Genomic DNA, 26,786 nt, shown 5'->3' on the forward strand with positions numbered 1-26,786 from the left:
CGACGCTGGCTAAAGCTGAATGCAATCGTTTTCGAAGGGATCCCTCATGCCGCTCGCTCTCCTGGCGCTGACCATCGGCGCCTTCGGGATCGGGATGACCGAGTTCGCGGTGATGGGGCTGCTGCCCGACGTGGCCGCGGGCTTCGGCGTCTCCATCCCCCTGGCCGGGTACGCGACCACCCTGTACGCGCTCGGAGTCGTCGTCGGCGCTCCGCTGACGACCGCCCTCGGCACCCGGATGACCCGTAAGCAGATGCTGATGCTGCTGATGGGACTGTTCGTGGTGGGCAACCTGCTCACCGCCGTGGCGCCGGTGTTCGCGGTGATGCTGGCCGGGCGCATCGTTTCGTCCTTTGCGCACGGCGCGTTCTTCGGCATCGGCTCGCTGGTCGCCGCCGACCTCGTCGCGCCGCAGAAGCGGGCCGGCGCCCTCTCGATGATGTTCGCCGGACTGACCGTCGCCAACGTCGTGGGCGTACCGTTCGGAACGCTGCTCGCTCAACAGATCAACTGGCGTGCCACCTTCGTCGCCATCGCGTTCCTGGGCGTCCTCGGCTTCCTCGGTGTCGCCAAACTGATCCCGGCGCAGCCCGTCAAGGCGGCCTCCCCGATGGGCCAGGAGATCGCGGCCTTCCGTAACCCGCAGGTCGGGCTGGCGATGCTGATGACGGTCCTCGGCTTCGGCGGCGTTTTCGCGGCCGTCACCTACCTCGCCTCGATGATGACCGAGGTGGCCGGTTTCGCACCGTCGTCCGTCGTCTGGCTCACGGCCGTCTTCGGCCTGGGCATGGTGGGCGGCAACCTGATCTCGGGGCGGTTCACCGACCGCCACATGATGCCGATGCTGTACGTGTCACTGGTCGGGCTCGCGCTCTCGCTGGCCGCGTTCAGCGTCGCCGCGCACGACAAGGCCGCCGCGACCGTCACCATCGCGCTCATCGGGGCCTTCGGGTTCGCGACCGTACCGCCGTTGCAGAAGCGGATCATGGACCAGGCGGCGGCCGCGCCCACTCTCGCCTCGGTCGGCAACATCGCGGCCTTCAACTTCGGCAACGCACTCGCCTCCTGGCTCGGCGGGATCGTCATCACGGCGGGGCTCGGTCTGACCGCGCCGAACTGGGTCGGCGTAGGGATGACCGTCCTGGCGCTGGGTGTCGCGGTCGCCGCGGGGGTGCTGGAGCGCAGGAGCGATCGAGGCGGTACGGGTGGCCGGAGCGGCCAGAAAGCCCAGAGCGCTCAGAGAGACCGGAGTGGTTTGGCCGACGGTCCGAAAGGCCGGAGCGGCCTGGGCGTTCAGAGCGGTCGGATCGTCGCTTCAGGGCCCGGTGGCGGCGGCGATAGCGCCGAGACGGTGGTCCCGGCGGACGTACGCGCCTGAGAGCGCGCCCCATACGTACGCACCTATGCCCCGTCCCGAGTTCATACCCAAGCAACACGCACCACAGGAGTACCACTCATGAGCACCACCCCCACCGACCGCCCCCTCACCACCCGCGACGCGGACGCCCTGCTGGAGGCCGCTCGAGCTGCCGCCGCTGACCTCGGGGTTCAGGGCAGTGTCAGCGTGCTGGACGCGGGCGGTCATCTGCTCGGCTTCCGGCGCGACGACACCGCCGTGCTGATCTCGGGCGAGACCAGCACGCGCAAGGCGTACACCGCGTTGCAGTTGGACACCCCGACCGCCGATCTCGTCGACGCCGTACGGCCCGACGGCCTGTTCCACACCCTGCCCACCGCGCTCGACCGCCCGCTGCTGTTCATCGCGGGCGGCGTGCCGGTCCACCGGGACGGCCGCCTGATCGGCGCGATCGGCGTCGGCGGCGGTGCGCCGGAGCAGGACGACCGCATTGCCCGTACCGCCATCGAGGCCGCGGGCCTCAACTGACGACACCGCTGGGGTGCTTACGTGCCCGTTCGCGGACCTCGGCCGACTGCGCAGCGCGCAGTCGGCCGCCGCGTCGGGTGGGTCCCCAGGGCTTCAGTACGGAGACGGCGGTGACGAAGAGGTACGTGGCCGTCGCCACGGAGGGCGCGGACACCATGCTCAGCCCGGTGTCCGGGGTGCCGGCCACGGCGTCGGCGGCGAGCCGGTCGATGCCCGGGCGCAAGGAGAAGGCCGTCAGCAGTACGGTCGCCAACGTCAGCCAGAACTTGACGACGACCCAATGGTGGCGGGCCAGCCCCCAAGGCGTACCGAAGGACAGCACCAGCCCGCTGACCAGCGCCGACAGGGCCACCGGGAGGATCAACCAGTCGCTGAAGATCTTCATGGCACGGTAGGCGGCCACGGTGGTGTCCAGCGACTTCGAGGTGTATCCGACGACGCTGAGCGTGAGCAGGCCGAGCGTGAGTCCGAGCCAGCCGACGGAGACCGCGACGTGGACGACGAGGAGAGCGCGGCGCGCGGGCCGGCTGAGCTGTTTCATGTGCTCCACGGTCGCGCCCGGTGGGCGGCGGGGCGTCTGACGGCGGGAGTATCCGGGCGTACGCGCGGGTGAGTAGTGGCCCGGCCCCCAGGGGCGAGATGCCCGGTACGGGAAGCGCGGCCTACGCTCGCGGTATGGGGAAGCTACACCTATTCGATATGGACGGAACGCTGCTCTACGGCTCGGCGGCCGCCGTCGAAATATCCCGGCAGCTCGGACTGGACCGGGAGATCGCCGAGCTGGAGCGGGCCTTCATCGCCGGCGAGCTGACGCCGCCGCGCTTCGCGGAGCTGGCGTGCGAACTGTGGGCCGAGCTGACCGAGGAAATCGTGACGGCGGCCTTCGAAGGCGCTCCGTGGCTGGCCGGCATCCGGGAGGTGTGGGCCGACATCCGGGGGCGGGGGGAGCGGTGCGCGGTGATCTCCCTGTCGCCGGGCTTCTTCGTGGAGCGGCTGACGGGCTGGGGAGCGGACGCCGCGTACGGCTCACGCTGGCCCGCGCTGCCTTTTCGGGAACCGGTGGAACCGGACGGCATACTTTCCGCGTCTGCGAAGGTGAGGATTATGGATGAACTGTGCGCCGAGTTCGGACTGAGCCGGTCCGACTGTGTGGCGTACGGCGATTCCATGTCCGACACCGCCCTGTTCGCGGCCGTTCCCGCCTCCGTGGCGGTGAATGCGGACCACCATGTCAGTGGCCTGGCCTCATACGCGTACGACGGCCGTGACCTGCGTGAGGCGTACGAACTCGTGCGGGTCGACGGGTAATTCCCGGCTGCCTGTGCCGTTTGCCACTTCATGCCCGATGAACCGTGTTCTATGGGAAGGATCACGGAAAGCGGGGAACTCGAAGGAAGTGTTCTCCGTACGGGGGTTGTGGATTCAAATACTGCAGGTATGGTCTAGTCCGGTCGAGCGGTACGAGTGCTTCCGGCAGCCCGCAACCGTGCGGCGGGGCGGTACGTGAAGCGCGCAAGCCTAGTGGCAAAGCGGTCCGCGGCGCCCGGGATTTCGGGTGTTTGTCCGGCGTGCGGGGCCCGCATGGCACGCTGCGGTGAAGGAGTCCGCGTGGTGCCGGAAGGCCGGAAGAGTGGAGTCCGCGCGGTGCCGGACGAACGTGAAGTGTGTCCGCTATGGAGGGTGTTGCCGGGACTGCTCTGATCGATTAAGTATTCCGAAGCGATGCGGGGGAATTGCGGGCACATTCCGAACTGCGGAAGTGCGAAGACGATCGAAAGACGTTCGAGGCGAGGCAGACCATGGACGCTCCGACCACCACGACAGCCGATAACGGCTCTTCTGGCGGCAGCAGTGGCGATTGGGGATGGTTCACTCCGTCGAAGAAGATCTCCGAAGATCATCCTGGGCCCGTGGACGACCGGAATGATCACGATGGTGAGGGCGGCGACGCGGCCGTCGGCCGTGACGAACCCGAAGGGCGCGCCGAAGCGGTGGAGCATACCGGGGCCGGGGCCGGGGCTGGGACTCATGCCGGGGTCGAGGATCGTACTGAGGTCGGGGCGCCCGCTGAGGTTGTGGATGCGGCTGGGGCTCGTACTGAGGCTGGTGCCCGGGCTGAAGGTGATGCCCGTGACGGATTCGACGCCCGCGCCGGAACCGAAGGCCACGGTGGGTGGGCCTCGCAGGGTTCCCACGCGCAGGACTCCCCCGCGCAAGACCCGCACGCACGGGGCCTCCACGCACAAGGCCCCTCCCCGCAGAACAACCACGCGTGGGACAGCAGCCACGCGTGGGACACCCACGCGCAAGACGGCCGTGTGCGGGGCGGCGGGCCTGGCGCGTGGAGCGACGGGTACGGCCGAGGTCAGATACCCAGCCGGCCGGTCAGCTCGATACGACCCGTGGGTACGGCGGCGGAGCGCGAACGGGCACCCGAAGAGCATGGTGCCGAGGCTGTGGCGGGCGAGGGCGCGTGGGGCGGGCCTTTGACGGCGGCCGGGGCCGGTTCCCTTTCCCCTTTCCCCCCTACCCACCCGCCCACCACCTCCGCCTCCACCTCCGACCCCGACTCCGCTCCGGGCACGACGGCATCGACGCTTGATGAGGTAACCGCGTCAGCAGGCCAGGCAAGTGCCGCGCCCGCCGACGCCCGCCTGCACACCGACGCTCGTCCGGACCCCGACATCCGCCCGTACACCGATGCTCGCCCGGGCGCCGGCCCTCGCTCGGCCACTGGCGCTCGTCCGCCCGTCGACGCTCGCTCGGTCACCGACGCTCGTCCGGATGCCGGAGCTCATCCGGCTGTCGACGCCCGCCCGTCCACCGACGCCCGCCCGTCCACCGACGCCCGCCCACCCGCCGGCCGCCTCTCGGCCACTGGCGCTGGTCCGGCCACTGACGTTCGTCCGGACGCTGGAACTCATCCGGTCAACGACGCTCGTTCGATCACTGGCACCCCTCCGTCCACCGACGACGCTCCTCCGTCCGCAGCCCCTGGCCCGTCCACCGCCTCCCGCCCGGTCACCGATGCCCACCCGGCCCCCGGCGGCTCCGCCGACGCGATGCTCATTCGGCGGACGCTGGGTGAGATCGAGCCCGTGGCGGACAAGGCCACCTCGTACTTCTACGCGTTGCTCTTCGTGCGCCATCCCGATCTGCGGGCGCTCTTTCCCGCCGCGATGGACGTCCAACGCGACCGGCTGTTCAAGGCGTTGCTCACCTCCGTCGAGAACGTCGACGACACGGACTACATCACCGAGTACCTCTCCCACCTCGGGCGTGGGCACCGTAAGTACGGCACGCTGCCCGAGCACTACCCGGCCGTCGGCGAATGCCTGCTGAGCGCGCTCGCCCGGCACGCTCCCGGCACCTGGAGCCCGGAGGCCGAGGCCGCTTGGGCGCGGGCATACACCACCATTTCGCAGCTCATGATCGACGCTGCCGCCGAGAACGAGGCGGTGGCCCCCGCCTGGTGGCAGGCCGAGGTCGTCTCCCACGAGCTGCGTACGCCCGACATCGCTGTCGTCACCGTCCGGCCCGACCAGCCCTACCCCTTTCTGGCCGGTCAGTACGCCAGTGTGGAAACCCCTTGGTGGCCGCGCATATGGCGGCACTACTCCTTCGCCGCGGCGCCCCGCTCCGACGGCTTGCTCTCCTTTCACGTGAAAGCCGTACCGGCCGGCTGGGTGTCCAACGCCATGGTCCATCGCGCCCGCCCCGGCGATGTCGTCCGGCTCGGTCCCCCATCCGGTTCCATGACCGTAGACCACACCACTGACAACGGCCTGTTGTGTCTGGGCGGCGGCACGGGCATCGCGCCGATCAAGGCCCTGGTCGAGGACGTCGCCGAGCGTGGCCACCGACGTCCGATGGAGGTCTTCTACGGCGCCCGCAGCGGCCACGACCTCTACGACCTCGACACCATGCTGCGGCTGGAACAGAGCCACCCCTGGCTGTCCGTGCGTCCGGTCGTGGCCACCGGACGCCCCGGCGGGCCGGCCAACAGCCTCAGCGGTCAACTCCCCGACGCCGTGCGTCAGTACGGGCCGTGGAGGGAATATGACGCCTACTTGTCCGGGCCGCCCGGAATGATACGGAACGGCGTGGACGCATTGATGGGGGTCGGTATCCCCTCCGATCGCATACGGCACGACTCCCTGGAAGAGCTGGTCGCGGCGGGAGCTTGAGCATTGACGACACATGGTGATCACGGCGTGGCGGCACACAGTGGGGACGGTTTGACGGCATTCGGCGAGCCCGGCACGGCCGGAATTCCGGACGCGTACGGACTGGCGGGACCGGGCGAGGACCCTGGCGGCCGACCTGGCACGAGCGTGCGAGACGCGCGGCCGGGCAGCGATGGCGAGCACCTGGTGCAGCAGCGGATGGGTACGACCGGCCGCGCCGACCGGTTCTACGACGATCAGGTGCTCGACCATCTCAACGAGCGGATGCGGGAGTTCGTGGGACGCCAGGAGATGTTCTTCCTGGCGACGGCCGACCGGCACGGCGAGTGCGACTCCACGTTCCGGGCCGGACCGCCCGGGTTCCTCCAGGTCCTGGACGAGCGCACGCTCGCATACCCGGAATACCGCGGCAACGGCGTCATGGCGTCCGTCGGGAACCTCTCCGAGAACCCGCACCTCGGCATCCTGATGATCGACTTCACGCGTGACCGCATCGGGCTGCACGTCAACGGGCGGGCGCGGGTCGTCATGGATGACGAGATGCGGGCGCGGCACCCGTACCTGCCCGTCGATCCGGTACCCGGCCGACGGGCCCAACTGTGGGTGGAGGTGGCGGTAGAGGAAACGTACATCCACTGCGCCAAGCACATCCCGCACCTGCAGAAGGTGCCCCCGCAGGCGAGCGGCTCGCGCGCCTGGGGCACGGACGACGCCAAGCGCAAGGGCGGGGACTTCTTCGGCGCGGCGGCGGGGGCGGCCGCCCGGCAGGGAGACGGTGAGCGGTGGGAGAGCAGCCAAGGCCGGGAGGATGGGGCGCGTCTGGAGAGCAACCAAGGTCGGGGGGACGGGGCGCGTCGGAACGGCACTTCACGTCCGGAAGCCGTCTCCGGTGCGATTGCTGGGCCTGGGCCGGGGGCGACCTGGCGCTCGGAGATCTCCCTTCCGTCGGCACCTGTGCCCCTCCTGGCACCTGAGCCGCTCCTGGCACCCGAGCCTCACCTGACACCTGAGCCTCACCTGGAACCTGAGCCCCACCCGGAGCCCGCTTCCCACCCAGAACCTGAGCCCCACCCGGAGGCCGCACCCCGACCGGAGTCTGGCCCTCGCCTGGAGTCCGTCCCCCGCCCGGCAGCCGGTCCGCTCCAGGCGCCCGTGCCACGCCCGGAACTCGACTCCCGCCAGGAGGCCCACCCGCAGACCCCGCAGACCCCGCAGACCCCGCAGGTCCGGGAGGTACGGGAGCAAGTGGAGCGGGAGGTCGAGCGGGTGCTCGCCCGTGCTCGACTGCGAGGCCCTGCCGAGCCCGAAGCGGACGTATTCCGTGGCTGGTTCGGCTAGGACGCGCACGGTCAGAGGCCGGCGAGTGTTCGGCCGGGAGCCGGGAGCCGGGAGCCGGGAGCCGAGGCGGCAATCAGACGATCCGCGCACCCGTCACCCGCCACCCGTCACCCGCCACCCGTCACCCGTCGCCCGGCTCCCCGTCGCCCATCGACCGGCGCCCCGGCCAGCTCCCGGCCGAGGCGCGGGCAACGTCGGCACGGCCGTGCCGTCTTACTCCCCCGCAACAGACGCCCCCGGAGGGCCTGCCGGGCGCCCGTCTTGATCCACCGCGAGCCGGCCCCGCATTACCCGAGGTCAGGCGCGTGCATCGCCCGTACGCCCTCGATGTTGCCGTCGAGGTAGTGGCGCAGGGACAGGGGCACGACCTCGGCCGAGGCGATCCCCACCCGCGTGAACGGCACCCGCACGATCTCGTACTCTCCGCAGGGCTCCTCCACCTCCGGCCCGTGCCGCAGGGAGGGATCCATCGACTCCAGGCGGCAGACGAAGAAGTGCTGCACCTTCACCCCGTCCACCCCGCCGTCGCTGATGTGCTCGACGGTGTCCACGAAGACCGGGACGACGTCGGTGATCTTTGCACCCAGTTCCTCGTGGAGTTCGCGGTGCAGGGCGTCCACGACCGTGGCGTCCTCCGGCTCGACGCCACCGCCGGGAGTGATCCAGTACGGGGCCCGGCCGGGCTTGGTGCGCTTGATCAGAACGATGTCGGCACCGTCGAGCAGGATCGCGCGGGCGGTGCGTTTGACGACTGGCCGTACGGTCATACGGGACAGATGCCGCAGCGGGGGCTCCGTGAAACCACCGTCCCACCAGGCCGCCGAGGCGCGCCCCGGGCCGTGCGGCGGGCGTTCCGGGGGCCTTGCCGTCCGCTCACCGGCCCCCTCTCCGCCCTCCCGGCCTTCTGGCGTCCCACAGCCCGTACCGACCCCCGCAGCTCCTCACCACCCCCTCGCCCCCTCGCCACCCTTCTCCGCTCTCACCACTCCGCAGCCGCCCGCAGCAGCCACTCATGGGTGCGGGCGATGTGCGGAAGGGCCAGCGTCCCGGCCCGGGTGACCAGGAAGTACGTACGCAGGGGCGGTACCGGCGGGTCGAGCAGGGCGACGATCTCGCCGCTGTCCAGGGCCTCCGTGCACAGGTAGCGGGGCAGCACCGCCAGCCCGGCGCCCGCCGTCACGCACGCCAGCACGGCCCGTAAGTCCGAGGCGATGACGGCCGCGGAGGCCGCGGGCGGCGCCTCGAAGACCGCTGTCCAGTAACGGGAGATCAGCGGGAGGCTCTCGTGGACCTCGACGAGCGGTACGGGGGCGAGCGCGCGGACGCCCTTCACCTGGACGGCGGCGGGGCCGCCGAGGCGGGCCGCCCACCGTGGGGCGGCTATCAGTACGTGCTCCTCGTCGCACAGCGGCGTCGCGGTGAGCAGGGCGCCTCGCGGTCTGGTGGTGGTGATCGCGAGGTCGTGGTGGCCGTCGGCGAGACCGGAGAGCAGTTCGTCCGCGGGCCCGAAGGCGGTTCGTACGCAGAGCCCCTGGTCTATGAGGGGTGCGAGCGCCGGTAACGCGCGCTGGGAGGTGAACTCCGGGGGACCGGCCAGGTGCAGGGTGCGGATGGCGGACTCCTCGTCGAGTCCGGCTTCGGTGATCTCGGTGAGCGCGTCCAGATGGGGCGCCACCTTGTGGGCGAGCTCGTCGCCGACGGTGGTGGGGGTGACGCCACGGGCCTTGCGGAGGAAGAGCGGGCGTCCCAACTGCCGCTCCAGGCTGCGTATCTGGCTGGTCACGGCGGGCTGGGAGAGTCCCAGCAGAGCGGCGGCGCGGGTGAAGGAACCCGCTCGGTGCACCGTGACGAACGTGCGTAATAGAGCGAGGTCCATCCCTACCTCCCTCCATTCCCGCTGAGCCGGTGACCGCCCAACTATAAATTTGTCGATAGGACTGTGTCGTCAGCGTGATTGGACACTGACGCTGAGTCAACTAGCCTTGTCTGCGCGGTTCGAAATGATGCGAACCGGGGCTGGCAGGGTGCCGAGGGGGGATACCCTGCCAGCCCGCCTGACGTAGCGGCATTGGTACGGACCGGGGCATCGCCGGGTGTCGCCGGTATCGGACGGTGCCGGCGGAGTCGGCCGGTATCGGTCGGGCTGCTGTCCCCGAGGGGCGGTCGTCCGGTCGAGCGCGAATGGTCGATTCCCCACCTCAGCCTGCGCTTCCGTCTCAGCCACCATCCCCCGCCACGTACGCCACATCGAGCGCAGCCAGCACATCCGCGATCAGGTCCGCCGGCTCCTCCACACCGACCGAGAAGCGGATGAAACCTTCCGGCACGGCGTCGCCGCCCCATCGGCCGCGCCGCTCGGCGGTCGACCGTACGCCGCCGAAGCTGGTGGCGTCGTCCACGAGCGTCAGCGCCCCCAGGAAGCGCTCCGCGTGGGCGCGGCCGGGCAGCGTGAAGGAGACCACGTTGCCGAAGCGGCCCTCGCGCATCTGCCGTACGGCGACCTCGTGCGCGGGGTCGGACGGCAGCCCGGGATGCCGCAAGCCCGTCACCTCGGGCCGTGCGCGCAGCGCCGACGCGAGCGCGAGCGCTCCGGCGGACTGCTGGCGCACGCGCAGGGCGAGCGTGGCGAGCGACCGGTGGGCCAGCCACGCCTCCATCGGGCCGGGGATCGCGCCGACGGTCTTGCGCCAGGACCGTACGGAGTCGGCGAGCGCCGCGTCGCGGGTCGTGACGTAACCGAGGAGTACGTCACCGTGGCCGGTCAGCGCCTTGGTGCCGCTGGCCACGGAGAAGTCGGCGCCGAGGTCCAGGGGGCGCTGGCCGAGCGGGGTGGCCAGGGTGTTGTCGACGGCGACCAGGGCGCCGCGCGCGTGCGCGGCCTCCGCCAGCCGCCGGATGTCGCAGACGTCCAGGCCGGGGTTGGAGGGCGTCTCGATCCACAGCAGCCGGGCGCCGTCGAGCACGTCGAGCTGCCCGTCAGCGGCGGTGGGGGCCGTACGGACCTCGATGCCGTAACTCTCCAGGCGCCCGCGCACGGCGGGCAGCAACTGGTAGCCGTCCTCCGGGAGAACGACCGCGTCACCACTGCGCAGACAGGAGAAGAGGACGGCCGAGATGGCGGCCATCCCGGAGGCGAAGGCCACGGTCCGCGCGGGCTCGTCCGGGGACTCCAGGTCGCCGATGGCCGCCTCCAGCCGGGTCCAGGTGGGGTTGGACTCACGGCCGTACGTGTACGGACCGGTGGCGTCGCCGGGCAGGTGGTAGTGCGCGGCGAAGACCGGCCCGGGCAGGGACGGCTCGTACGCCTCCGCCGCCGGGAGGCCGGCCCGTACGGCCCGTGTGCTGTCGCCTGTCATACGGGGTTCTCCTCGGTGAAGCTCGGTGAAACTCGATGAAGTCCCCCGAAGCTCAGGGAAGCTCGGGGATGAAGCGCCCGGTCGGCCCGTGGCGGTCCCGCCGCATCGCTCAGGGCAGCGGACGCCCTGACCGTGAGCCCCGCCACCCCCGAGGCCCCGCTAGGCGACAGACGGCTCCCCGGCAGCGGGCCGCTCCCCAACATCGGGCCGCGCCCCTCCGGCCGACTGCACTCCCGTCGGGGCGCCCTCCTCATCGAGGGCAGCCCGCACCGCTGCCAGCAGGCCAACGCTCGCGGCCTCGACCATCTCCAGGCACGCCTCGAACCCTGCCATACCGCCGTAATACGGGTCCGGGACGTCCAGATCGTGGGAGCGCGCCCCCGAAGGAGCCTCGGCGGAGGGCGCCGTCCCGGTCAGGCGTACGGCGCTTGCGGGCGACCCCGCCGACACCGCCGCGTCGTACGAGCGCAGCAGCCGCACCTTGGCCGCGTCCCGCGCGGTGGGCGCCAGCCGTCGCAGTGCGCGCAGATGGCCGTTGTCCAGCGCGATCACCAGGTCCAGCGCGTCGAACCACTCGGCCTGGAACTGTCGCGCGACGTGGTCCTCCTCGTAGCCGGCGGCACGGAGGACGGCGACGGTCCGGGGATCGGCCCCGTCGCCCTCGTGCCAGCCGCCCGTACCGGCGCTGTCGACGGCGACCAGCTCGTCGAGGCCGGCCTCCTCGACGCGGGCGCGGAAGACGGCCTCGGCCATCGGGGAGCGGCAGATGTTGCCGGTGCAGACGAAGCAGACGCGGTACGGGGCGGCCGCCCGGGGGCGCGCCGGACGCGGTATCGGGGTGCGCACGGGCGGTTCAGTCCTTGTCGTCGGGCAGCACCATGTGCATCGCCCAGGAGACGATGGAAATGATCACGCCGCCCAGGACGGCGGTCCAGAACCCCTGGACGTGGAAGGCGAGATCGAACTTCTCCGCCAGCCACGAGGTGAGCAGCAGCATCAACGCGTTGATCACGAGCGTGACGAGGCCGAGCGTGAGGATGAAGAGTGGCAAGGACAGCAGCTTCACCACGGGTTTGACGACGAAGTTCACCACACCGAAGATCAGCGCGACGAGCAGCAGGGTCAGCGCCTTGCGGCCGGTGTTCTCACCGGTCAGCGTGATGTCCTTCAGCAGCCAGATGGCCACGGCAAGCGCCGCGGCGTTGGCGATCGTCTTGACCACGAAATTCTTCATGGTGAGATCGTCGCAGACGATACGGACTCTCCGAGGGGTACCAACGGCATGAAGGCTTTCAGGCTCGACGAACTGGAGGCGGAGCGGGCCGCCAACGACGGCGCGTATCTGCAGTTCCTGCGAGAGCGGAACATGTCGGTCGGGCTCTACGCCCTCGACGCGGGCAGCACCGATCCACAGCTTCCGCACAACCAGGACGAGGTGTACCTGGTCGTCAGCGGACGGGCGGCGATCACCGTCGGCATGGAGACGACCTCGGTGGCGCGCGGCAGCGTGGTGTACGTCCCCGCCGGAGTACCGCACAAGTTCCACCACATCAGCGAGGACCTGCGGGTCATGGTGGTCTTCTCTCCGCCCGAAAGCTGAGGCGCGCCCCCACGGACCCGTAGGGGACGGTTCAGGGGAGGGCCCGGGCCGCGCGGCATCCGTTCCGCCCCGTGCCGTCCTAGCATCGATGGTGCAGGGGGGAACGGAGCATCGGGCCCCGGCCCGGGGCGCCGGGCACGCGGTACGGCCGCGGAACGTTGACCAGGCCAAGGGCCGGGGACCACGTACCGGGGCAGTGGAACGCGGGCCGCGGGCCGAAGGCCACGGAGCCCGGGGACCATGCCCGACATGAACAACCCGCAGGGCCAGCAGGGCCCACAGGACCAGCAGGGCCCGCAAGACCCAGGCACCCCTTAGACAGACGACCGCAAACGCGAAGAAGACGCAGAAAGCAGGGCAGAGCAATGGCCGGCAAGGGGACGTTCGCAGGACTTCCGTGGTGGGTGACGTGGGTCGCGGTGCCCGTCGTCCTCCTGGTGGTGTTCGGCAGCCTGATCGCCAGCGCGGTCGGCTTCCTGATCGGCCTGCTCTTCAAGGTGCTGGTGGCGGCGGCGCTGATCGCCGGTGTCGTCTACCTGGCGCGCAGGATCAAGGGCTCCGCGTCCTCCTCGTCGCGGAGCGACTGGTGACCGAGCGGTACGCCGGGGACCGGGCCTGATCCTGCCGTCGCGCCCGCTCCTCCGGCCCCCTGCCCCGCCAGGGCCACCGGTCCAGGGTCCCGGCCCAGCCCGGTCCGGCTCGCCCTGACCCGCACTGCTTCACCCCGCCCTGACCCGTACCGCTTTGCCCCGCCCCCCCCCGTACCGCAAGGGGGCGGGGCATTCGCCTTTCGTCCCGCGCCGTCCGCCTTCGCCACCGGGACTCCGACCCATCAGGTGCGGCAACTCGGCCGGACCCGGGGCTGGCGGGGGTGTCGTGTCACCGGCCGATCCCCTTGCCACGCCCCCTGTCGCCCCGAGCGGCCAAGCTAGAGTGCGGTGCGCAGGCGTCTTCCGGATGATGACGTTCCGGAAAATACCGAGTGAGGCAGGACCGGGCCGGGCGCGTCGACGATGGAGTCCCCTGGGAGACGCGGGCGTAGCGGGAGCGGCTCCCGCCGTCGGGGCCGAGCTGTCCCGGTGACCCGATCAGGGGGTTGGCGTTGGCAATGGTGAACGGTGAATCCGTCTCGCACCCTACGTTGATCGGCTCGGTGCAGCGGGCGCTGCGCCTGTTGGAGGCAGTGGGCGCGCACCCCGCCGGCGCGCCCGCCAAGCAACTGGCCAGGGAGGCGGGATTGCCGCTTCCGACGACGTACCACCTGTTGCGGACCCTGACGCACGAGGGTTACCTGCGGCGCGAGAACGGCGTGTTCGTCTACGGCGAGGCCGCCGGCTCCATCGGGAGGGCGGGCGCCGAGCGGCGTAGGCGTACCGAGATCGGCGACGCGCTGGCCGTCGTGGGCAAACGGATCGGCGCGGCCGTCTACTTCGCCGTCTACCGCGCGGGCGAGGTGGAGGTGGTGGCCGCCACCGAGGGTCCGCAATGTCCGCCGGTGGAGGAGTGGGTGGACTTCCGTACCACCGCGCACGCACACGCGATCGGGCAGTGCCTGCTCGCGCAACTCGACGAGCAGGCCAGGAAGGACCACTTGGCCCGGCACCCGGTGCGGTCGCTCACGCCCCACACGGTGCGGAGCGAGGACGATCTGCTGCACCGCCTGGACGCGGTGCGCCGCGCCCAAGTCGCCTATGAGCAACAGGAATATGCCTTGGGCACAGTATGCTCGGCGATTCCGATCCAGGTGGGTTCGGCGGCGGCGACCGTGGCGATTTCTCTTCCCGCGAGCGACACCGAGCGCCTACACTGCGTTACCGATCGACTACGCAGAATGGTGGAGGCGACGTTAACTACCCTCGCTTTCTCTATCAGTATCTGAAAAATCACTCCTTGTGATCCGCTGGCACGTGACAGACGATGGCGTCAATGGAGCCAAGAGGGACGATTCCTGGCCATCTCCGACCAAGTCCGGGGCAGAGGTTGATGACCGACACAGTTCAGGCAGAAGTGATCATGAGCTTCCTCGTGTCCGAGGAACTCGCCTTCCGTATCCCGGTGGAGCTGTACTTCGACCGCGCGGACCCCTATGCGGTCAGCTTCACCTTCGACCTTCCCGGCGATGTGCCCGTGACCTGGGCGTTCAGCCGGGAACTGCTGCTGGACGGACTGAGCAAGCCGTCCGGTGAGGGCGACGTACGCATCGAGCCGTCCTCCTCCGAGCACCTCAGCGATGTCTTCATCAGCCTTCAGGTGGCCGACGAACGGGCGCTGTTCCGTGCCGGCGCCGCGCCGCTGGTGGCCTTCCTCGACCGTACGGACCGACTCGTCCCGATCGGGGAGGAAGAGGTGTGCGACACGCTCGACTCGACATTGGACCGGATTCTTTCGGAGGCGCAGAAGGCGGGGTGACCGGCGCCGGCTCCGGCCGGCCCCGCCGGATGGTCGCCGGGCCGGACGCGCCCGAGCCGACCGGCCGGTTCAGCGCTTGCGGCGCCGTCTGCCACCGCCGGCGCTCCGCCCGGCACGCCGTCCCGCGTGCCCTGCGCGTCCTGCGCTCCGCCCCGTATCCCGGTCATCGCCCCGGCCTGTGCCGTGGTCCGTGCGCAGGCCGCCGCCCGTGCCCCGGTCAGCCGAGACGACCAGCGCGGCCAGCAGAGTGGTCAGCGGTACGGACGCGACCAGGCCGATGCTGCCCACCAGCGTCCGTACGACCTCCTCGGCGACCACCTCGCTGGTGGCGACTGTCGCGACGCTGCTCTGTGCGATCGAGAACAGCAACAGCAACGGCAGTGCCGCGCCCGCGTAGGCGAGCACCAGTGTGTTGACGACCGACGCGATGTGATCGCGGCCGATGCGCATCGCCGCGGTGTAGAGCTTGCGCCAGCCTGCCGACGGGTCGGCCTCCTTCAGTTCCCAGACCGCGGCGGTCTGGGTGACGGTCACATCGTCGAGCACGCCCAGCGAACCGATGATGATGCCCGCGAGCAGCAGCCCGCGGATCTCGATGTCGGGGTACAGACCGTGCACCAGTCCGGTCTGGTCGTCGGTGTTGCCGGTCAGCAGCGCCCATCCGATGAAGACGGAGCCGAGCAGGCCGATCAGCAGCAGTGAGACGAGCGTGCCCAGGACGGCGACGGACGTACGCGCCGTGAGGCCGTGGCACATGTAGAGGGCGACCAGCATGATCGCGCTGCCCCCGACGATGGCGACCACCAGGGGATTCGACCCTTGGAGGATGGCGGGGAGGATGAACAGCGTCAGGACCAGGAAGCTCACGACCAGCGCGACCAGCGCGAGGACGCCGCGCAGCCGCCCGACCACGACGACCGCCGCTGCGAAGATGGCGGCGAGTACCCACATCGGGAAGGTCCGGTCCACATCGGTGACCGAATACTGCAAATCCTTGGGCGCTTTGGGCGCGTACGCGACCACGACTCCCTGCCCGGCCTTGTAGTGCCGCGTGGCGTCGGGCGTCACGATCGACTCGAACCGCCGGCCCGTGTCCTTGCCCGTGGTCACCTCGATGACCGCCCGCTCGCAGTGCGTGGGCTGCCGGGGGCCCGCGGGGGAGGACGGTTGCTGCTGCGACGGTTGCTGTTGCTGCTGGGCATGGACGTCCGCGCAGTTCACCTCCTCCACCTTCACCACCTTCGCCTTCTCGGTCGGCTGGTCGAAGCCGACGCCGGTCGGCTTGTGGTCGGGAGCGCCGCCCGGCCACAGCACGACCAGACCGGCCAGGACCGCGGCGGCGAAGGGGATGAGCACCGCGGCGATGACCTTCCGCAGGTGACGGGAGACGGGGGCGGCGGGGCCGTGCCCGTGGCTGTGGCCGTGGCCGTGCCCGGCCCCGTGTCCGGATCCGGCCCCGTGGCCGGTCTCCGGTGTGGCTTGGCCGGGATCGCGCCCGTGATTGTGCCCGTGACCGCGTCCTTGGTCGTGCCCCTGGTCGCGTGGCGCGCGCGCGTGCCGCTGACGGCCGTCATCAGGCACGACGCGTCGGGAGTCGGCATCAGGGCCGGGCGCGGACCCGGGCTGCGGCCCGTACCCGTACCCGTGCGGCGGACCGGAAGCGTCGTGGTGCGCGGAGTGCGAAGGCTCGTTGCTGGTCACCGCACGATCATCGCAAGAACTGGCAGGGCCCCCTGTTCACCGCGCCACACCGGCCGCTACCGTGGTGGCACCTTTGCAATCGCGGGAGCTCGGAGCACCGGGCTGAGAGGGCGCTGACCCCCGTACGGAACGTCCGGCAGAAGCCGGACCGCCGGCACGGACATCGCTGCGTCGACCGCCGAACCTGTTACCGGGTAATGCCGGCGTAGGGAGTGGGTCTTCATGACTCTGCAGGATGCACGCACGCCCGAAAACGGCCGGGGCTCCGCCAAGGAGATCGGCTGGCACAAGGGCTACCTCGCCGGATCGCGCCCCGACCTCCGGGTCCCGGTCCGTCGTGTGCACCTCACCAACGGCAAGGACGTGACGCTCTACGACACGTCAGGGCCGTACACCGACCCCACCATCGAAACGGACGTCCGCCGCGGCCTGGCACCGCTGCGGGAGAACTGGATCATCAGCCGCGGGGACACCGAGGAGTACGCGGGCCGCCCGCCGCGGCCCGAGGACGACGGCCTCAAGCACACCTCGCCGCGCGGCGGCCTGAAGAACCTCGACGCGGTCTTCCCGGGCCGGCCCCGGCAGCCCCGCCGGGGCCGGGGCGGCGCCGCGGTCACCCAGCTCGCGTACGCGCGGCGCGGCGAGGTCACGACGGAGATGGAGTACGTCGCGCTCCGCGAGAACGTCTCACCCGAGTTCGTACGGGACGAGATCGCGGCCGGCCGGGCCGTACTGCCCGCCAACGTCAACCACCCGGAGATCGAGCCGATGATCATCGGCAAGAACTTCCTGGTGAAGGTCAACGCGAACATCGGAAACTCCGCCGTCACCTCCTCCATCGAGGAGGAGGTGGAGAAGATGACCTGGGCGACCCGCTGGGGCGCCGACACGGTCATGGACCTGTCCACCGGCCGCAACATCCACACCACCCGCGAATGGGTACTGCGCAACTCCCCCGTCCCCATCGGCACCGTCCCCCTCTACCAGGCACTGGAGAAGGTGGACGGCAAGGCCGAGGAACTGTCCTGGGAGATCTACAAGGACACGGTCATCGAGCAGGCCGAACAGGGCGTCGACTACATGACCGTGCACGCGGGAGTCCTGCTGCGGTACGTCCCCCTGACGGCCCGCCGCAAGACCGGCATCGTCTCGCGCGGCGGCTCCATCATGGCGGCGTGGTGCCTGGCCCACCACAAGGAGTCGTTCCTCTACACCCACTTCGAGGAACTCTGCGAGATCCTCGCCTCCTATGACGTCACGTACTCCCTCGGCGACGGGCTGCGCCCCGGCTCCATCGCGGACGCCAACGACGAGGCGCAGTTCGCGGAGCTGCGGACGCTCGGGGAGCTGAACTCGATCGCCAAGCGGCACGGCGTACAGACGATGATCGAAGGCCCGGGGCACGTCCCGATGCACAAGATCAAGGAGAACATCGACCTTCAGCAGGAGATCTGCGAAGAGGCCCCGTTCTACACGCTCGGCCCGCTGACCACGGACATCGCGCCCGCGTACGACCACATCACCTCCGGGATCGGCGCGGCGATGATCGCGTGGTGGGGCACCGCGATGCTCTGCTACGTCACGCCCAAGGAGCACCTGGGCCTGCCGGACCGGGACGACGTGAAGACCGGTGTCATCACGTACAAGATCGCGGCCCATGCGGCGGACCTGGCCAAGGGGCACCCGGGCGCCCAGGAGTGGGACGACGCGCTGTCCGACGCGCGCTTCGAGTTCCGGTGGGAGGACCAGTTCAACCTGGCCCTCGACCCGGACACGGCGCGCGCCTTCCACGACGCGACGCTGCCGGCGGAGCCGGCGAAGACGGCGCACTTCTGCTCCATGTGCGGCCCGAAGTTCTGCTCCATGAAGATCTCCCAGGACATCCGCCGCGAACACGGCGGCGACCTGGCGCTCGACGCGGAGGCGGAAGCCGGCATGGCCGAGAAGTCGAAGGAGTTCGCGGCGGCGGGGAATCGGGTGTATTTGCCGATCGCGGAGTGAGGGTTTCTGAGACGGACGGGCCCGAAGCCGTCAGGAAACTCTCGTCGCTCGGCACATGATCCAGGAGCGCCTCACGGGTGGTCGTGTAACCCGGTTCCCGGCAGACATCGGCTGCGGGGAACCAGGGCTCCCCGTGGGGGAGAGCGATCCTCCGTACGCGCGCTCCTGTCGCCGCCGTACACGAAGTCACTCACGTCCATGGCGTCCTGCTGGGTCTCGTGACCCGTCGTTGGTCGTATTCGCTCATCGCGAATCACCTCCACGCCGAACGTAAGTCCCCGGCCACTCCAACCCCCGCCCGGTGAACCGCATTTCACTCCACCGGGGCGGAGTGCCCTCGCACGCGCACCGCGGGGGCCCGGCTTCGGGCCCCCGCGGTCATGGAACGTCGGCGCTATTCAGGATGGTGGTCCGGGCCGCCGTAGTCGGGGCTGGTGAAGTCCGGGCTGGTGAAGCGGGGTCGGGGAGCGGCGGGCGGGCCGCCGTCCGGGCTGGTGAAGTCGGGCCGTGAGTAGCCCAGGGACGGGATACGACTGCCACCGTCGACGCCGCGGCGCGGTACGTACCGGGCCGTGCCGTGGCCGTTGACGCCGGCCGGGTCGGTCAGGGCCTCGCGCAGGAACGGCAGTATGCCGCGCTCCAGGAGCGCCTGCCGCCAGGCGTCCCGGGCGAGGTCCACTTCCCGGGCCCGGCCGCCGCGCCCGTCACCGGTGCGTGGGGCGCGGAGCGAGGTGGACCCGTTGCGCCAGGCCGCGTGGACCAGGCTCGCCATGGCGATGAGGGCCCCCGCGGCGGTGATCGCCGCGAAGATCCAGCCGACGCTGATCATCGGCTGGGCGGCGGCCGGGTCGGTGCCGACCGTCCGCAGGATGTATCCGATGACCAGGAACAGGACGGCGGCGATCCCCGCCAGTACCGGGGCCAGTACCGCGAGCATCGCGCCCAGCCCGGCACCGGCCGGTTCCGCGACCTCGCTCACGGTCGTGGCGAGGTCGATCCCCGGGCCGCCCGCGGACGCGCTTTTCTCCTCACGGCCTTCCACACCGCCCGCGTCCGGTGCGGGTGCGGGAGTGCGCAGCTCCTCGCGAAGCCGTACATAGTGTCGGTATTCGGCCGTCGCGCATACGGCGATGGCGGACGTGGCGCTGAGCGCCATGGTGCGCAACTGCTCGGTGTTGAGGTGCTTTCCCGCCGCGGAGGTCATTTCCGGTCGGTATTCCGCGGTGCGCAGCGCCTCGTCGAGGAGCCGCGCGAAGTCCGCGCGGTCCTCGTTCAGCAGGTGCGGAGCGCTGTTCATGTGCATCCCCCGATGCTCCGTAGGGCCGTACAGGCCGGCGTGGGCCGGGCAGTGGGCGGAAACGGAGGAGAGCCTGCTACGGATAGACCGATGGTAGAGCGCCTCCGGCACGGGGTGACAGGGTGTTTGCGGAAATAGGGACCGCTCCTGTCCAGCTCGGACCCCGCTGCGCCACTTCCCTACCTGCCGCTACCCCTGCCCGGATAACGCTCAGCCACTCAGGGGAAGTTGAACGACCAGTAGCTTTCCGGCCATGGTGATCCCGCCGTCCATGGCGATCGCCAGCCCGTCGGCGTAGACGTGCGGACCGTCGACGGCGATGCCCTCACCTTCGTCGTCCTCGCCGCCGACCTCGCCGAGGAGGTACGGGATGGGGCTGTGGCCGTGCACGACGCGCCGGCCGCCGTAGGTGTCGAGGAGTTCGCGTACGGCCAGCGGGCCCGCTTCCTCGTCGCGGAAGGCGAACCGCTTGGTGAACTTGCGGAACAGGTCCCAGACCTCGTCGGCGTCGCTGCGCGTGAGGACGTCGTGGACGGTGTCGTTGACGTCCTCGATGGAGTCGCCGTACTCCAGATAGGCGGTCGTGTCGGAGTGCACGAGCAGGTGCCCGTCCTCCTCCATCACGGCGTCCAGCCGGGCCATCCACTGGAGGTGGTGGTCCTGGAGGCGGTCCATGTCGGTCTTCTGGCCGCCGTTGAGGAGCCAGGCGGCCTGGAAGGACGCGGTACCGGCGCCGGACTGGACCGGGGTGTCGCCGAACCGCTTGGCGCCGAGCAGCAGCAGTTCGTGGTTGCCCATGAGGGCCTTGCAGTAGCCGCCGGCCGCCGCGGCCTCGGCGGACAACTGCATGACGAGGTCGATGACGCCGATGCCGTCCGGGCCGCGGTCGGTGAAGTCGCCGAGGAACCACAGCCGGGCGTTGCCGGCGGCCCACTGGCCATCGGCGTCGATGAGCCCCTCGGCGGCGAGCGCCTCGCGCAGCTCGTCGTAGTAGCCGTGCACGTCGCCGACGACGTACAGCGGGCCGCCGCCCTCCTGCTGCTCGGAGGCGGACGCGGCCGACTCGGGCACCGCCGTCAGGTCGACGGTCGGGCGGTCGATGAGGGTGTCCGTACGGGTGACGGGCGGGAGGTCCGTACGGCCGGCGGCGTGGCCGGTGCCGTCGGCCCGGGCACCGGCGCCGATGACCGGGAGGGAGCGCTCGGTGGGCGTGTACTCGGGCGGCATGCCGTGCGGGGCGGCGGGCGCGCCCACGGAGGCCGGCGGCGCCGGCGGCTGCGGGGGAACCGCGGGTGCCGGGGGCACCGGCGGCTGTGCCGGAGCCGGAGGTTGTGCCGGCATGGTCCGCACCATGGGTCCCACACTGGCCCCCTGAGTCATCGACCCCTCCACCATCGCGCCGCCGTGCACCTCGCGGACCTTGCCTGGTCGACGGCGGTCCGTGGTGTCGTGCGCCCATCATAGGAATGCCGCTCGCGGGTTGTGACGCACCCGGGGGTGGTCAATCGTTCGGCGCCCGGTCTTCGCTGCCGTTTTCTCCGGGATCCACCCGATTTTATCCCGGGCGACGGGGCACCGGGCGGGCGGCACGGCGACGGCAGGACGACGGTACGACGTGATGAAGTCGCCCGAGTGGCGCTTTCGGCGTGGCGTCGGCCGACCGCGAGCCGGTGACGGGGCGGGCTCCGGCCGAGGCGGAGGGCGGGGCGGTGCACCGGTGCGTCGGGCGAGCACCGCGGTATGTCGCACGGGCCCCGCGGTATGCCGCACGGGTGCCACAAGTCGCCCGGGCGCCGCGACAGGTCGTACGGGGCCGCCGTACGTCGCACGGGTACCACACTCGTACGGACACCGCGACAGGTCGTACGGGCACCGTGACAGGCTCTACGGGCCCGCCGCGCGCCGCACGGTCGCCGGCACACCGCCGCACAGCCCCCACCGTGCACACAACACCTCGCGTGCCCCACACAAACCTCCGGCCGTGTGGACGCGGAAGGCACGTCCACACGGCCGCTCGAACGTGTGACGGTCGGACCCGGAGGGCCCGCGCGGTGACCGGCGGCCTCAGGCCCCGGACGGTCCCCGGGGCGGACTGACGGTCGTCCGTGTGGACCTGCGCTGGGAGGAGGTCCGCACGATCAGATCCGTCGGTATCACCTGCTCGACCGGACGCCCGCTGTCCAGCCCTTCGATGGCGTCGATCAGGAGCTGAACCACGGCGGTGCCGATCCGGCGGGGCTTGAGCGAGAGGGTGGTGATCGGCGGCTCGGTCGTGGCGTAGACCGTGGACTCGCTGCAGCAGACCAGCAGCAGGTCCTCGGGGACGCGCAGCCCGTAGCGTCTGGCGGCCGCGAGCAGGTCGGTGCCGTTCGGGTCGAACAGGCCGTACACCGCGTCCGGACGGTCCGGACGGGCCAGCAGCCGGTCGGCGGCCACCGCGCCCGCGCACGGGTCGTGGGCGGGGTAGGACTCGTACACCGGGTCCTGGCCGACCCGCTCGCACCAGCGCAGGTACGCGGTGGTGGACAGGCGGGTGTAGGTGTCGGTGGTGGTGCCGGTGAGCAGGCCGATGCGGCGGGCGCCGGCGTCGGCGAGGTGGTCGAGAAGGCCGAGGACGGCCGCCTCGTGGTCGTTGTCGACCCAGCCCATCACGGGGAGGGTGCCGCCGGGCCGGCCGTCGGAGACGACGGGGATGCCGTGCCGTACGAGCTCGGTGACGACGGGGTCGCCGTCGGCCGGGTCGATGACGACGGTGCCGTCGAGGGCGACGTTCGACCAGACGTCGTGGCGGGAGGTCGCGGGCAGGATGACGAGGGCGTACCCGCGGGCGAGCGCCGCCGAGGTGGCGGCTCTGGCCATTTCCGCGAAGTACGCGAATTCGGTGAAGGTGAAAGGTTCATCCCCGTACGTGGTGACGGTCAGGCCGATCAGTCCTGACTTGCCGGTACGGAGCGTGCGGGCGGCGGCGGAAGGGCGGTAACCCAACCGGTCGGCCACCTCGCGGACGTGGCGACGGGTGGCATCCGGAAGCCGGCCCTTGCCGTTGAGCGCGTCGGAGACAGTCGTGATGGATACCCCGGCTGCGGCGGCCACGTCCCGGATGCCTGCCCGCCCCAGCCGGCGACCGGTAGACCGGCTCACCTGGTGCTTCCCTGCTGCTGTCATGGCGAGCCGATAGTAGGGCTCGGGCGGTCCTTTCGCGGGGCGCTGCGTGCAGGAGCGGAAAGGCACGTTTCTGCACGGCTTTATGACCTTGATGCCCTGCGAAAGCAAGGGAGTTGGTGGTGCCCGCCAGCGACTGGTTGAGGAACGTTGGGAGTCGCCTGCCGATTGGTCCAGGTCTCGAAGAGGTCTCAAGTCACCTTCACGAGGGATGCGCGCCACGGCGCGAGCCACCGGCGCGTGACGGAGGGAGTAGCGCTCCCCAAGGGCTGTGCGCGGTGGGGACGGAACGCGCGGTGATCTCCCGGCCGGGGGCCTCCCGCCGAGACGATCTTCCCGGGCGGGGTGCCGGACAGGTGCACCGGCCGGGCATCCGCTCCTACCGGGCTGGCACTCCGGGACGGTTTCCGTACCGGCTGGGGCCTACGCCTGACGGGGCAATCCTCATAAGGTGTGGAGTATTGGCGACGGACGGCACGGTCGAGGAGGAACCTGCGGTGAGCGAGAAGAGCCCGAAGCTGCGCGCTGCGCTGGACGGCATCCCTACCTACAAGCCCGGCAAGCCGGCGGCGACGGGCGGCCCCGTCACGTACAAGCTGTCCTCCAACGAGAACCCGTATCCGCCGCTGCCCGGCGTCCTGGAGAGCGCGGTGGCCGCCGCCGGGGCCTTCAACCGTTACCCGGACATGGCCTGCGCGGGGCTGCTGGCCGAGTTGTCGGAGCACTTCTCGGTGCCCGTCGAGCACCTGGCGACGGGCACCGGCTCGGTGGGCGTGGCCCAGCAGCTCGTGCAGTCGACCGCCGGGCCCGGTGACGAAGTGATCTACGCGTGGCGGTCCTTCGAGGCGTACCCGATCGTCACCCAGGTCGCCGGCGCCACCTCCGTGCAGGTGCCGCTGACCGCCGGTGAGGTGCACGACCTGGACGCGATGTACGCGGCGATAACCGACCGGACCCGGCTGATCTTCGTCTGCAACCCCAACAACCCCACCGGCACCGTCGTCCGCCGGGCGGAGCTGGAGGCGTTCCTGGACCGGGTGCCGAGCGACATTCTGATCGTCCTGGACGAGGCGTACCAGGAGTTCAACCGCGATGCGGACGTACCGAACGGTCTGGACCTGTACCGGGACCGCCCCAACGTCTGTGTGCTGCGAACCTTCTCCAAGGCGTACGGGCTCGCCGGGCTGCGGATCGGCTTCGCGGTGGCCCACGAGCCGGTGGCGGCCGCGCTGCGCAAGACGGCCGTGCCGTTCGGCGTGAGCCAGCTCGCGCAGGAGGCGGCGGTGGCCTCGCTGCGCAGCGAGGACGCGCTGATGGAGCGGGTGGACGCGCTGGTCACGGAGCGGGCCCGGGTCTGCGAGGCGCTGACCGCGCAGGGCTGGACGGTGCCCGAAACGCACGCGAACTTCCTCTGGCTGCGGCTGGGCGACCGTACGCTCGACTTCGCGGCGGCGTGCGAGAAGGCCGGGGTGGTGGTGCGTCCCTTCCCGGGTGAGGGGGTGCGCGTGACGATCGGCGAGACGGCGGCGATGGACCTGTTCGTGCAGGCGGCCGAGCAGTTCCGCAAGGAGCTGTGACCAGCGGGAAAACGTGCTAGGCGGGCGCGGTGACCAGCGGGAAAGCATGCTCGGCAAGCGCGGTGACCAGCTAGGTGCCGTGAGCCGGCCGGGTGGGGCGTGCGTCGGACGGGTGCACGCCGGTCCCGCCGGTCCCGCCGGTTCCGCCGACTGGGCGGATCACGCGCGCTCGACCCGTAGGGGATCACCGCCCCGCACCGTGTCCAGCGCGCGGGTCGCCGTCGAGGCGGCCGAGCACATTGCGGGGGGGGCGAGGCGGGACTCGCCCCCTCTCGACAGGGGCGTGGGGCCGTAGGGCAGCGCCGGCGCGCTGCCCCCGGTCCAGAAGGCGGCGGTGCCCGGGTCGACGACCTGTCGCGCGCCGTTCTCCGGGGCGAGGGCGAGCCCGGTGTCGACGTGGACCTCTTCGCCCCAGGTCCGGGCGGTCGCGACGAGTGGCCGGGCGGCGGCGAGCGCAGCGGGGGACGGGGGCTCGTCGAGGGTGGCGGCCAGTTGGCCGGCCGGCCATGTGAGGCGGATTCGCATCTCCATGGCGCCGAATACGACAGCTTGTCGAAGTGCGCGGGAAGAGGTCGCGCGCGCTTTTTCCGGGCGTGACGGTCATCACGCACCCCCCGCCGGGGTCGGGAACCAGCCATGGGTGATAATTGCTTGTGAATGTGAACGCGTTCACAAGCCCGCCCTTTATGTACCGCTTCCATCGGGACAAATTAGGGCGAAGCAGCCGTAGTCAGCACACGGCGACGTAAGGAGAGACCCGACGTGGACCTGGCGTTGGCGCCAGAGACCCTGGCGCGATGGCAATTCGGCATCACGACCGTCTACCACTTCCTCTTCGTCCCCCTCACGATCTCCCTTGCCGCTCTGGTGGCCGGGCTGGAGACCGCATGGGTACGGACGGGCAAGCAGCAGTACCTCAAGGCCACCAAGTTCTGGGGCAAGCTCTTCCTGATCAATATCGCGATGGGTGTCGTCACCGGCATCGTCCAGGAGTTCCAGTTCGGCATGAACTGGTCCGACTACTCGCGGTTCGTCGGTGACGTCTTCGGCGCCCCGCTCGCGTTCGAGGCCCTCATCGCCTTCTTCTTCGAGTCCACCTTCATCGGTCTGTGGATCTTCGGCTGGGACAAGCTGCCGAAGAAGATCCACTGCTTCTGCATGTGGATGGTCTCGATCGGCACGATCCTGTCGTCGTACTTCATCCTCGCCGCCAACTCCTGGATGCAGCACCCGGTCGGCTACAAGTACAACGCCGCCAACGGCCGCGCCGAGCTGACCGACTTCTGGAAGGTGCTGACCCAGGACACCACCCTCGTCGTCGTCTTCCACACGCTGACCGCCGCGTTCCTGACCGGCGCCGCGTTCATGGTCGGCATCGCCGCGTACCACCTGATGCGCAAGAAGCACGTCAAGGTGATGCGCACCTCGCTGCGGCTCGGCCTGGTCACCCTGGTCATCGCCGGCGCGCTCACCGCGATCAGCGGCGACCAGCTCGGCAAGGTCATGTTCCGGCAGCAGCCGATGAAGATGGCCGCCGCCGAGGCACTGTGGGACAAGGAAGGCCCCGCGCCGTTCTCCGTCTTCGCCTACGGCGACGTGGACAAGGGCCACAACAAGGTCGCCATCGAGATACCGGGCCTGCTCTCCTTCCTCGCGCACAACGACTTCTCCACACCGGTCCCCGGCATCAACGACGTCAACCGCGCCGAGCAGCAGAAGTACGGGCCCGGCGACTACCGGCCCAACATCCCGGTCGCCTACTGGGGCTTCCGCTGGATGATCGGCTTCGGCATGGCCTCGTTCGCCGTCGGTCTGGCCGGGCTCTGGCTCACCCGCAAGAAGTTCTGGCTCGCGCCGGGGCTGCGTACGGGGGACGAGGAGCCACCCAACCTGGCGTTCACCAAGAACAAGGTGCTCGGTGCCCGGCTGGGCAAGGCGTACTGGTCGCTGGCGTTCGTCACCCTCGGCTTCCCGCTCATCGCCAACTCCTGGGGCTGGATCTTCACCGAGATGGGCCGCCAGCCCTGGGCCGTGTACGGCGTCCTGAAGACCTCCTCGGCGGTCTCCCCGGGCGTCTCGCAGGGTGAGGTGCTCACGTCGATGACCGTCTTCACCCTGCTGTACGCGATCCTCGCGGTCATCGAGGTACGCCTGCTGGTCAAGTACGCCAAGGCCGGACCGCCGGAGCTGACGGACGACGACCTCAACCCGCCCACCAAGATCGGCGGCGACCCCGCGGACGCCGACCGGCCGATGGCCTTCTCGTACTAGGG

The 26,786-nt window shown here is 70.5% G+C and carries 21 protein-coding genes, 2 pseudogenes and 1 riboswitch; of the genes and pseudogenes, 12 read left to right on the plus strand and 11 right to left on the minus strand.

The features are described 5' to 3' along the window. Positions 1-46 precede the first annotated feature (46 nt). Complete coding sequence (locus ACH4EB_RS09180; protein WP_398346745.1) at positions 47-1,378, plus strand: MFS transporter; 1,332 nt, start codon at positions 47-49, stop codon at positions 1,376-1,378. 78 nt (positions 1,379-1,456) lie between these two features. Next, entirely contained in the window at positions 1,457-1,885 is a 429-nt protein-coding gene (locus ACH4EB_RS09185; RefSeq protein ID WP_398346746.1) for a heme-binding protein, read from the plus strand. Here the strand turns inward: ACH4EB_RS09185 and ACH4EB_RS09190 are convergent. After that, on the minus strand, positions 1,878-2,426 hold the full coding sequence (locus ACH4EB_RS09190) for a DUF2269 domain-containing protein (RefSeq protein WP_398346747.1): 549 nt from the start codon (positions 2,424-2,426) through the stop codon (positions 1,878-1,880). The two genes, ACH4EB_RS09185 and ACH4EB_RS09190, sit on opposite strands and share 8 nt — an antisense overlap. A gap of 134 nt (positions 2,427-2,560) precedes the next feature. Here ACH4EB_RS09190 and ACH4EB_RS09195 point away from each other — a divergent pair, with 134 nt between their 5' ends. The 3 genes and pseudogenes from ACH4EB_RS09195 to ACH4EB_RS09205 all read left to right on the plus strand — a co-directional run. Continuing rightward, the gene (locus tag ACH4EB_RS09195) at positions 2,561-3,193 is read left to right on the plus strand and encodes an HAD family hydrolase (RefSeq protein ID WP_398346748.1); all 633 of its coding nucleotides are present in this window, start codon (positions 2,561-2,563) and stop codon (positions 3,191-3,193) included. Between the two features lie 1,346 nt (positions 3,194-4,539). Then, entirely contained in the window at positions 4,540-6,072 is a 1,533-nt protein-coding gene (locus tag ACH4EB_RS09200; protein ID WP_398347060.1) for a globin domain-containing protein, read from the plus strand. A gap of 198 nt (positions 6,073-6,270) precedes the next feature. Then, positions 6,271-6,828 (plus strand): annotated as a pseudogene (locus ACH4EB_RS09205) (pyridoxamine 5'-phosphate oxidase family protein); the annotation flags it as partial. A gap of 869 nt (positions 6,829-7,697) precedes the next feature. Here the strand turns inward: ACH4EB_RS09205 and ACH4EB_RS09210 are convergent. The 5 genes from ACH4EB_RS09210 to ACH4EB_RS09230 all read right to left on the minus strand — a co-directional run bounded on the left by ACH4EB_RS09210 (position 7,698) and on the right by ACH4EB_RS09230 (position 12,000). After that, entirely contained in the window at positions 7,698-8,177 is a 480-nt protein-coding gene (locus ACH4EB_RS09210; protein WP_398346749.1) for an NUDIX domain-containing protein, read from the minus strand. Between the two features lie 212 nt (positions 8,178-8,389). Beyond that, complete coding sequence (locus ACH4EB_RS09215; protein ID WP_398346751.1) at positions 8,390-9,286, minus strand: LysR family transcriptional regulator; 897 nt, start codon at positions 9,284-9,286, stop codon at positions 8,390-8,392. Positions 9,287-9,626: 340 nt separating this feature from the next. Beyond that, the gene (locus ACH4EB_RS09220; protein WP_398346752.1) at positions 9,627-10,766 is read right to left on the minus strand and encodes a cystathionine gamma-lyase; all 1,140 of its coding nucleotides are present in this window, start codon (positions 10,764-10,766) and stop codon (positions 9,627-9,629) included. A 159-nt stretch (positions 10,767-10,925) separates the two neighbouring features. Next, positions 10,926-11,519, minus strand: a complete 594-nt coding sequence (locus tag ACH4EB_RS09225; RefSeq protein ID WP_398347061.1) for a low molecular weight protein-tyrosine-phosphatase — start codon at positions 11,517-11,519, stop codon at positions 10,926-10,928. A 100-nt stretch (positions 11,520-11,619) separates the two neighbouring features. After that, positions 11,620-12,000 (minus strand): phage holin family protein, encoded by a 381-nt coding sequence (locus ACH4EB_RS09230; RefSeq protein ID WP_398346753.1) that lies wholly within the window; start codon positions 11,998-12,000, stop codon positions 11,620-11,622. 48 nt (positions 12,001-12,048) lie between these two features. On the opposite strand from ACH4EB_RS09230, the gene ACH4EB_RS09235 reads away from it, so the two are divergent. The 4 genes from ACH4EB_RS09235 to ACH4EB_RS09250 all read left to right on the plus strand — a co-directional run bounded on the left by ACH4EB_RS09235 (position 12,049) and on the right by ACH4EB_RS09250 (position 14,775). Next, complete coding sequence (locus ACH4EB_RS09235; RefSeq protein ID WP_031006678.1) at positions 12,049-12,366, plus strand: cupin domain-containing protein; 318 nt, start codon at positions 12,049-12,051, stop codon at positions 12,364-12,366. A gap of 365 nt (positions 12,367-12,731) precedes the next feature. Next, positions 12,732-12,956, plus strand: coding sequence for a DUF5326 family protein (locus tag ACH4EB_RS09240; protein WP_398346754.1), 225 nt, complete (start codon positions 12,732-12,734; stop codon positions 12,954-12,956). A gap of 518 nt (positions 12,957-13,474) precedes the next feature. After that, a complete protein-coding gene (locus ACH4EB_RS09245; RefSeq protein WP_398347062.1) occupies positions 13,475-14,245 on the plus strand; it encodes an IclR family transcriptional regulator in 771 nt (256 codons plus the stop codon). Positions 14,246-14,349: 104 nt separating this feature from the next. Further along, a complete protein-coding gene (locus ACH4EB_RS09250; protein WP_398346755.1) occupies positions 14,350-14,775 on the plus strand; it encodes an SsgA family sporulation/cell division regulator in 426 nt (141 codons plus the stop codon). A 69-nt stretch (positions 14,776-14,844) separates the two neighbouring features. On the opposite strand, the gene ACH4EB_RS09255 is transcribed toward ACH4EB_RS09250, so the two are convergent. After that, positions 14,845-16,476, minus strand: a complete 1,632-nt coding sequence (locus ACH4EB_RS09255) for a YibE/F family protein (RefSeq protein ID WP_398346756.1) — start codon at positions 16,474-16,476, stop codon at positions 14,845-14,847. A gap of 71 nt (positions 16,477-16,547) precedes the next feature. Further along, positions 16,548-16,705, plus strand: a riboswitch (TPP riboswitch). Here ACH4EB_RS09255 and thiC point away from each other — a divergent pair. Beyond that, entirely contained in the window at positions 16,699-18,477 is a 1,779-nt protein-coding gene (thiC, locus tag ACH4EB_RS09260) for a phosphomethylpyrimidine synthase ThiC (protein ID WP_398346757.1), read from the plus strand. It overlaps the preceding riboswitch by 7 nt. 394 nt (positions 18,478-18,871) lie before the next feature. Here thiC and ACH4EB_RS09265 read toward each other — a convergent pair whose 3' ends face one another. The 3 genes from ACH4EB_RS09265 to ACH4EB_RS09275 all read right to left on the minus strand — a co-directional run bounded on the left by ACH4EB_RS09265 (position 18,872) and on the right by ACH4EB_RS09275 (position 22,939). Further along, positions 18,872-19,780 (minus strand): hypothetical protein, encoded by a 909-nt coding sequence (locus ACH4EB_RS09265; RefSeq protein WP_398346758.1) that lies wholly within the window; start codon positions 19,778-19,780, stop codon positions 18,872-18,874. A gap of 204 nt (positions 19,781-19,984) precedes the next feature. Beyond that, a complete protein-coding gene (locus ACH4EB_RS09270) occupies positions 19,985-21,127 on the minus strand; it encodes a metallophosphoesterase (protein WP_398346759.1) in 1,143 nt (380 codons plus the stop codon). A 711-nt stretch (positions 21,128-21,838) separates the two neighbouring features. Further along, entirely contained in the window at positions 21,839-22,939 is a 1,101-nt protein-coding gene (locus ACH4EB_RS09275; RefSeq protein ID WP_030178622.1) for a LacI family DNA-binding transcriptional regulator, read from the minus strand. A gap of 494 nt (positions 22,940-23,433) precedes the next feature. Between ACH4EB_RS09275 and hisC the strand changes: the two genes are divergently transcribed. Next, complete coding sequence (hisC, locus tag ACH4EB_RS09280; protein ID WP_398346761.1) at positions 23,434-24,513, plus strand: histidinol-phosphate transaminase; 1,080 nt, start codon at positions 23,434-23,436, stop codon at positions 24,511-24,513. Between the two features lie 159 nt (positions 24,514-24,672). On the opposite strand, the pseudogene ACH4EB_RS09285 reads toward hisC, so the two are convergent. After that, positions 24,673-25,038, minus strand: a pseudogene (locus tag ACH4EB_RS09285) (cyclophilin-like family protein). A gap of 237 nt (positions 25,039-25,275) precedes the next feature. Between ACH4EB_RS09285 and ACH4EB_RS09290 the strand changes: the two are divergent. Beyond that, a complete protein-coding gene (locus ACH4EB_RS09290) occupies positions 25,276-26,784 on the plus strand; it encodes a cytochrome ubiquinol oxidase subunit I (protein WP_398346762.1) in 1,509 nt (502 codons plus the stop codon). Positions 26,785-26,786 lie beyond the last annotated feature (2 nt).

It is taken from the genome of Streptomyces sp. NPDC018045 (assembly GCF_044327445.1).
GTDB lineage: Bacteria > Actinomycetota > Actinomycetes > Streptomycetales > Streptomycetaceae > Streptomyces.